Here is an 811-nt window from a genome sequence, read left to right on the forward strand (position 1 = left end):
ATAGTCGAGATTGGTGCAGATCACTTCTGATATTGAACTGTCAGGAGCTGGCTGCACAACAGCCATTACGCCCAATCAACTGGTGCAGTCGTCTTCTGAAAATGACACTGTTTGTATATAATCATGAAAAAATGGTGAGTAGAGTTTCAGGGTAACAGGGGATGCTTATGTCGGTTTTCCACAACTGGCTACTTGAGATCGCATGTGAGAATTACTTCGTCTACATCAAACGCCTTTCCGCCAACGATACCGGCGCAACAGGTGGTCACCAGGTAGGGCTTTATATCCCTTCAGGTATCGTTGAAAAACTCTTTCCGTCTATCAACCATACCCGTGAACTGAACCCTTCGGTTTTTCTCACCGCACATGTGTCATCGCATGATTGCCCTGACAGCGAAGCCAGGGCAATTTATTATAACAGCCGTCATTTTGGTAAAACCCGGAATGAAAAAAGGATTACCCGCTGGGGTAGAGGCAGCCCACTTCAGGATCCTGAAAATACAGGGGCTCTGACGCTCCTGGCTTTCAAGCTTGATGAGCAAGGGGGGGACTGTAAGGAAGTAAATATTTGGGTATGCGCCAGCACTGATGAAGAGGACGTCATTGAGACCGCTATTGGTGAAGTTATACCCGGAGCGCTTATATCCGGCCCCGCAGGACAGATTCTAGGCGGACTATCTCTACAGCAAGCGCCAGTAAATCATAAATATATTCTACCTGAAGACTGGCACCTGCGCTTTCCGTCGGGAAGTGAAATTATTCAGTATGCAGCCAGCCATTATGTGAAAAATTCCCTTGATCCGGATGAGCA

At 47.3% G+C, this 811-nt stretch carries 1 protein-coding gene; it reads left to right on the forward strand.

All coding sequences use genetic code 11. From position 1 onward, the window contains the following. Positions 1-167: 167 nt before the first annotated feature. On the forward strand, positions 168-811 hold a 644-nt coding region (locus ACOTX2_RS24505; protein ID WP_421626003.1), incomplete at its 3' end, for an EcoRII N-terminal effector-binding domain-containing protein.

The sequence above is a fragment of the Enterobacter cloacae complex sp. IR5412 genome (genome assembly GCF_049237385.1).
In the GTDB taxonomy this organism is placed as follows: Bacteria; Pseudomonadota; Gammaproteobacteria; order Enterobacterales; family Enterobacteriaceae; genus Enterobacter; species Enterobacter intestinihominis.